Here is a 7478-nt window from a genome sequence, read left to right as displayed (position 1 = left end):
AAACGGTAGATAAAAAAGTTTATCTGATGCGTTCAATAAATTACCGCCAGGATAATAAAAATAGATTTCGAACAATGCATTATTTGGCACTGCTGATGTCTTTGCAATATACTCCGTATCGACAGAATCAATAATATTATAATTACCTTCTCTATTATAAATAATCAGTTTTTCACGAGCGAGTTGATTCTTGGCAATGATCTCATGACCTTGTTTCAAAAATAGAACTTCATCATTAGCGCTGATTTGATCAAGATACTCGTTCAGATACCGCCAGTTTAAATCGACATGAATTTTATCTACCGCTAACAAATCGTGATCTTTGCCGTTGATACGTAGCGTAAAAGAGATACATTTTTTACCCGGACGATCAAAGCAATTGTATGCCGGATTCCAGCTGTTGTTAGAGTCATCTGAAGCCACCGACCACGGTCGTTTCGATGGGTTAAAATCGGCAAAAATAACCCGCCCTGACTCGTCGACAAGCGGTCCATTTACTTGTTCCTGATGATAAACAACGATTTTATCATTCGCCCTCCGCGAAAAGAGATAATATTTATTATCATCAAGTACCAGTCCCACCGAGTCTAAAAATGGCATCATTTCCATTTTCAGAATCACGGCGCGTTGAATCTCCTCTGTATTTTTTAATAAATACAGTGAGTCCTTTAATGTCAGGGCCGAACGTTCAATATCTTTAAAGAAATAGCCAACGTTTTTCTGAATAAGTTCAAAGCGGCTATCGGCACGTTTTACCGCGCGTTCCGATACCAGTTGATAGTTAATCATGAAAAAAAGACCAATAAATGACAGTGCTGCCAATAAAAATAAAATTATCAGCCTTATCTTTATCTTTTCGTATAAACTCAGCATGTTAATACATTTAACAAAATAACTATCTGAACGCTGTGCCGCTGCAAAAATAGTCCCTTGCTGCGGCTTTTTAACCAAATTACCCGATTCTACAAAATCAGCAGAAAGTTACAACACTTGCTTAGGGCAATAATTTCCTGTGAGGTGATTACCCTTTCAAGCAATATTCAAACGTAACTATCCTTTAATTTTCGGATCCAGCGCATCGCGTAAACCATCGCCCAACAAATTGAACGCCAGTACGGTCAGAAAAATAGCCAGGGCCGGAAAAACAGCGACATGCGGCGCGATAACCATATCCGCTCGTGCCTCATTGAGCATTGCTCCCCACTCTGGTGTCGGCGGCTGCGCACCTAGGCCGAGAAATGACAGGCTGGCGGCAGAGATAATCGAGGTGCCAATGCGCATGGTGAAAAACACCACGATAGAAGAGACGGTCCCAGGCAGGATATGACGCAATAAAATGGTCATATCGCTGGCACCAATACTGCGTGCTGACTCAATAAAGGTTTGCTGTTTCAACACCAGCGTGTTGCCGCGCACCAGGCGGGCAAACGCGGGGATGGAAAAAATGGCGACTGCGATAATCACGTTAGCAATGCCGCTTCCCAACACCGCAACAACAGCGATCGCCAGTAAAATACCCGGGAAGGCAAACAGCACATCGCAAATGCGCATGATCAGCCGATCCCACCAGCCTTCATAATATCCAGCCAACAAGCCCAGCAACGTCCCTATCGCCACACCGATAAACACGGCAAACACGCCCGCCGCCAGCGAGATTTGCGCACCAACCAGGACACGGCTGAAAATGTCGCGCCCCAGTGAATCGACGCCAAACCAGTGCTGCAAAGAAGGTCCGTTATTCAGATTGTCATAATCAAAATAATTTTCGGCGTCATAGGGAGCGATCCAGCGTGCAAAAATGGCCACCACAATCAATAAAATAACGAATAATGCGGCGGTCATCGCCATATGCTGACGGCGAAATCGTCGCCAGAATTCATGCCACGGTGTACGTACCTGGTCAGGTTTGACCAGTGGCATGGCGTTTAACACCGCCTGACGTCGCCAGTTAAATAGTCGCATCCTTACTTGTACCTGATAGCCGGGTTAATGGCGGCGTAAAGCACATCCACCACTAAGTTGATAAGAATAAATTCCAGCGAGAAAAGCAGAATTTCCGCCTGAATCACCGGGTAATCGCGCATTTCTACAGAGTCAACGAGTAAGCGTCCAAGTCCGGGCCAGTTGAAAACTTTCTCCACCACGATAGAACCTCCGAGCAAAAAGCCAAACTGTAAGCCCATCATGGTCACTACCGGGATCATCGCGTTGCGTAGCCCGTGTTTGAGGACAACCCAGGTTTCGCTCACCCCTTTCGCCCTCGCGGTACGCATATAATCTTCGCTTAAAACGTCGACAAATGACGCACGGGTAAAGCGCGCCATCACGGCGGCCACTGCCGCGCCGAGCGTCAGGGAGGGTAAAATGTAGTGCTGCCAACTGTCTGCTCCCACAGTAGGCAGCCAGCCCAGTTCAACGGAGAATACCTGAATTAAAAACATCCCCAGCGCAAATGCCGGAAACGAGATCCCCGACACCGCAATGGTCATACTCAATCGATCCGGCCAACGATTACGCCAGACGGCGGCGATAATTCCCGCCGCCATACCAAATATCACCGCCCAGACCATACTGGTTATGGTCAGCCACAGCGTTGGCATAAAGCGGCTGGCAATCTCATCGGCAACCGGACGACGCGACACCATCGACAGGCCAAAATCCCCCTGCACAGCATTGCTGATATAGTGCCAGAACTGGTGATACAGCGGCTGATCCAACCCCAGCTGCTGACGCACCAGTTCTATAACCTGCGCATCAGCTTCGGGCCCGGCAATCAATCGCGCCGGATCGCCGGGCAGCATGTGGACAAATAAAAACACCAGCACCGAGACGATAAACAGCGTCGGAATCAACCCCAGTAATCGTTTGATAACGTAATTAAGCATTCCACTCCCTGCGTTGCTTATTGCAAATCCGCGTCTTCAAAGCTGAAGCCGCTGTCTGGCATGATCCAAAAACCGGTCAGGTTTTTACTGTGTGCCGACACCAGTTTTTCTACCACCAGCGGGATCCACGGCGATTCTTGCCAGATGATATCCTGCGCCGCCTTATATAAGCGGGTCTTTTCCGCCGGATCATTCGTTTTCAGTGCCTGAGCCAGGAAGTCATCCACCTGTTTATTGCTGTAAAACGCGGTATTAAACAGCGTCGGTGGCCAGTTTTGCGAGGCAAACAGCGGCGATAGTGCCCAGTCGGCTTCGCCGGTTGAAGCCGACCAGCCAGTGTAGAACATCCGCACGCCGCTCTCTTTTTGCCCTTTACCTTCAACTTCTGCCGCCCGCTGTCCGGCATCCATCGCGGTCACCTGGGCTTTAATCCCGACCTGCGCTAACTGCTGCTGGGTAAATTGCAGCACTTTCTGCGCGGTGCTGTGGTTATGTGACGACCACAGCGTGGTACTGAAACCGTTGGGATATCCCGCCTCTTTCAGTAATTCGCGCGCTTTCACTGGATCGTAAGGCCACGGTTTATAACTTTGCGCGTAGGCGATACTTGGCGGTACCACACCAGTAGCTGGCGTTGCATAGCCCGCAAAGGCAACTTTCACCAGCGCCGGACGGTTAATGGCGTAATTCAGCGCCTCACGGACCTTCGGGTTATCGAACGGCTTTTGCGTCACGTTCATACTGATATAACGCTGCATAATTGACGGACTGGCCATCAACTCGATATTTTTGTTTTTCTCCAGCAGTGTGGCCTGCTCGTAGGGAATGGGGAAAGCAAACTGCGCTTCACCGGTTTGCAGCATTGCCGCGCGGGTGTTGTTATCCGCCACCGGACGCCAGGTTATGCTGTCCAGTTTGGGCAATCCTGGCTGCCAGTAACCCGCGAATTTTTTCACCTTCACAAAATCGGTCTGATTCCAGGTATCCAGTTCATACGGTCCGGTTCCCACCGGATGAAAACCAATCTCCTTGCCATATTTTTCCAGCGCTGTCGGTGAAATCATCGCGGTCGCCGGATGGGCAAGAATATTAATAAACGCTGAGAACGGCTGTTTGAGGGTAATCTTTACCGTTGTCGGATCGATCGCCTCCGTTTTGGCAATATTCTTATACAGGTTATAGCGTTTAAGATGATTCGCCGGATCGCTGGCCCGGTCCAGATTCGCTTTTACCGCCACTGCGTTGAAATCGGTGCCATCCTGGAATTTAATTCCTTCCCGCAATTTCACGGTGTAAGTAATGCCGTCATCGGAAACGGTATAACTCTCCGCCAGCACGTTTTTCAGTTTCATCTCTTTATCCAGACCGAACAGCCCCTGGTAAAACGATTTCGCTACGGCCTGAGATAACGTGTCATTCGCGTCATACGGATCGAGCGTGGTGAAATTCGATCCTACCGCCACCACCACATCTTTGGCAGCGAATGCACAAGATGCCATCAACGCTGTCGCAATGCCCAGCGCCACTAACCCACTACGGTGTACAGCTCTTGCCATTTTATTCTCCGCCTGAATGTTATCTACGCATGAATGCGTATTCTGATTGTGGTTGTGCGACGTAATGCCCCGGCCCGACGCATTGCAACGAGACGGCTGCCACCTCTTCGCCACGCAGATGAATATTGCTGGGAAGATCGTCCGACAGCAGTACACGCTGCGGTCGTTGTCGGGACGGTTCAGCGACCGGAACTGCCGCCAGTAATTTACGCGTATAAGGATGCTGCGGGTTTTCGAAGACCGCGCACCGTGAACCAATTTCAACAATTTGCCCGAGATACATCACCGCCACACGATGACTAATCCGCTCTACCACAGCCATATCGTGGGAGATAAACAGATACGCAATGCCGAAATCACGCTGGAGATCGAGCAACAAGTTGATAATCTGCCCGCGAATAGAAACATCCAGCGCCGAAACGGCTTCGTCGGCAATGATCACTTTTGGATTCAATGCCAACGCGCGAGCAATGCAGATGCGCTGGCGCTGACCGCCGGAAAACTCATGCGGGTAACGCCAGGCATGTTCAGGTAACAGGCCCACGCGCTCCAGCAACCACGCAACGCGTGCAGCCGCGTCTTTACCTGGCAATAAACCGTGTACACGCAGCGGTTCGATAATCGAATCACCGATGGTCTGACGTGGGTCCAGCGAAGCGTAAGGGTCCTGAAAAATAAACTGAATATCCCGGCGCAATGCCTGAAGTTTGCCAGGTGACAAGGTATCGATTCGCTGACCGTTAAAGATAATTTCGCCGCCCTGCGATTCGACCAGGCGCAGCAACGCCCGCCCGGTAGTGGATTTACCGCTGCCAGACTCGCCCACCAGCGATAGCGTTTCGCCAGGCCAGAGATCAAAACTGACTTTCTCAACGGCATGCACTTCCCGCGTTACGCGATTCAACAAACCGCTGCGCAAAGGGAAACGGGTGACAAGATTACGCACCCGTAAAACAGGTTCGCCATCCACCACCGTTTTCTGCTCGATGGGGGGTTCCTGTTTCGCTGGATGTTCAAGCGATATCAATGGGAAACGTCGGGGATAATCTAACCCTTTCATCGCACCAAGTTGCGGAACAGCAGCTAACAGCGCACGGGTGTAAGGATGTTGCGGTGCATGAAAAATCTGTTCGACGGTACCCGTTTCCACCGCCTCGCCCTGATACATCACCAGTACCCGATCGGCAATCTCTGCCACCACGCCCATATCGTGAGTGATAAAGATAACGCCCATCGACATCTCTTTTTGCAATACTTTGATTAATTGCAGGATCTGCGCCTGAATAGTGACATCCAGCGCGGTGGTTGGCTCATCGGCAATCAGCACCGCCGGGCGGCATGACAGCGCCATCGCAATCATCACTCGCTGGCGCATCCCGCCAGAGAGTTGATGCGAATAACGTGAAAGAATGGTTTGTGCCTCCGGAATGCGTACCTGATCCAGCATCCGCTTCGCCTCGACCATCGCTTCTTCACGACTGGCGTTCTGATGCAGACGAATTGATTCGGCAATCTGTTCACCCACAGTAAATACTGGGTTCAGCGATGTCATCGGCTCCTGAAATATCATCGCCATATCCGCACCGCGCACATGGCGCATTTGTGCAGCGCTCTGCTCGCTAAGTTCAATCACATCACGACTGCGCCGCCGCAACAGCATTTTATCGCACTGTACTAAACCGCCCGCCTGTTCCAACAGACGCATCAATGCCAGCGCAGTCACTGACTTACCGGAGCCGGATTCGCCTACAATTGCCAGCGTCTCACCGCGTTGCAGACTAAAAGAGAGATTGCGGACCGCAGCTATTTTCTGCTGGTCCTGCATAAAGGCAATATTAAGATTTTCAACCGCCAGCACATTACCGGCATCAAGTTCATCACTGTGTGGCAACGGTGTCCCCTTTTTCACGGTAGATACCGGTGGTTGGCGTATCGCCTGCGTAGCCCCAGGCGCGATACATTCCTTCGGTGTTAAACGGTAGCGCGACATTCCCTTCATGGTCGATAGCGATTAAGCCACCGCTACCGCCAAGCGCAGGGAGTTTTTCCATTACTACCCGCTCGCAGGCTTCCGCGAGACTTAATCCGCCGTAATCCATTAACGCGGCGATGTCATATGCCGCCAGCGCGCGGATGAAGACTTCGCCTGTGCCGGTACAAGAAACCGCCACACTGGCGTTATTGGCGTAGCATCCGGCACCCACTAAGGGACTATCGCCAACTCGTCCGGGTAATTTATTGGTCATTCCGCCTGTGGACGTGGCTGCCGCCAGATTGCCGTCTAAATCCAACGCCACGGCCCCCACGGTGCCCATTTTCTGTTTTTCATCCAGTGGCGCACCGCTATGGTCGAGGACTGTTGCCCCTTCCTCGCGCGCTGCCAGTAGTTGTTCATAACGCAAAGGCGTGGAGAAAATCTCCGGTGAGACGCGCTCCATGCCATGAGCAAACGCAAAATTTTCTGCCCCTTCGCCAATCATCATCACATGCGGGCTTTGCTCCATCACCAGCCGGGCGGCAAGAACCGGATTACGCAGATGACTAACGCCCGCCACCGCACCGGCTTTCAGGGTGTTACCATCCATCACACAGGCGTCCAGTTCATGGGTTTCATCACGCGTAAAGACAGCGCCAATTCCGGCGTTAAACAGTGGACACTCTTCCAGCAGACGCACCGCTTCCGTCACCACATCCAGCGCACTTTCGCCGGCTTCCAGCATTTTCTGCCCGGTTTCAACAATGGCAGACAACGCCTCGATGTAGCGTAATTCCTGTTGCAGACTCATCTGCGCGCGGCTAATTGCACCTGCGCCACCATGAATTGCAATGACTGCTTTGCCCATAGTATTCGTCCATTAAGGGTGGCTCGCCACTTTTGCTATAAATATCAGAATTTTTATGAATTACTCATTCAATTTTTGAGTATAGAAAGATGGATATGGCATGTAAAGGCAGGAGCCAACGCTACGCCCGAGGTGGCATACAGTCTATGGCGTTTTTCTGACATAATAGGCAAATTCGATTTTGCCTCCGCAGG

6 protein-coding genes are annotated in these 7478 nt (G+C 51.0%); all 6 read right to left on the bottom strand.

Features of this window, described 5'->3' with window-relative positions; translation table 11 throughout:
• Positions 1 to 873 (bottom strand): CHASE9 sensor domain-containing protein (locus ACUU1I_RS08850; RefSeq protein WP_449144830.1); only part of this gene is annotated, 873 nt, incomplete at its 3' end.
• A 177-nt stretch (positions 874 to 1050) separates the two neighbouring features.
• Positions 1051 to 1962 (bottom strand): glutathione ABC transporter permease GsiD, encoded by a 912-nt coding sequence (gene gsiD / locus ACUU1I_RS08845; protein ID WP_001236054.1) that lies wholly within the window; start codon positions 1960 to 1962, stop codon positions 1051 to 1053.
• 2 nt (positions 1963 to 1964) lie between these two features.
• Positions 1965 to 2885 carry a glutathione ABC transporter permease GsiC gene (gsiC, locus tag ACUU1I_RS08840; protein ID WP_000936032.1) on the bottom strand — a complete coding sequence of 307 codons (921 nt, stop codon included), beginning with the start codon at positions 2883 to 2885 and terminating at the stop codon, positions 1965 to 1967.
• A 17-nt stretch (positions 2886 to 2902) separates the two neighbouring features.
• The gene (gene gsiB, locus ACUU1I_RS08835; protein WP_000090146.1) at positions 2903 to 4441 is read right to left on the bottom strand and encodes a glutathione ABC transporter substrate-binding protein GsiB; all 1539 of its coding nucleotides are present in this window, start codon (positions 4439 to 4441) and stop codon (positions 2903 to 2905) included.
• 19 nt (positions 4442 to 4460) lie between these two features.
• Complete coding sequence (gsiA, locus tag ACUU1I_RS08830) at positions 4461 to 6332, bottom strand: glutathione ABC transporter ATP-binding protein GsiA (RefSeq protein WP_001120569.1); 1872 nt, start codon at positions 6330 to 6332, stop codon at positions 4461 to 4463.
• Positions 6319 to 7284, bottom strand: coding sequence for a beta-aspartyl-peptidase (iaaA, locus tag ACUU1I_RS08825; protein ID WP_000513761.1), 966 nt, complete (start codon positions 7282 to 7284; stop codon positions 6319 to 6321). The genes gsiA and iaaA overlap by 14 nt, the downstream gene beginning before the upstream one ends.
• Positions 7285 to 7478 lie beyond the last annotated feature (194 nt).

Source organism: Shigella sp. SIG3, from assembly GCF_053555855.1.
This window is presented reverse-complemented; position numbering and strand designations above follow the sequence as displayed.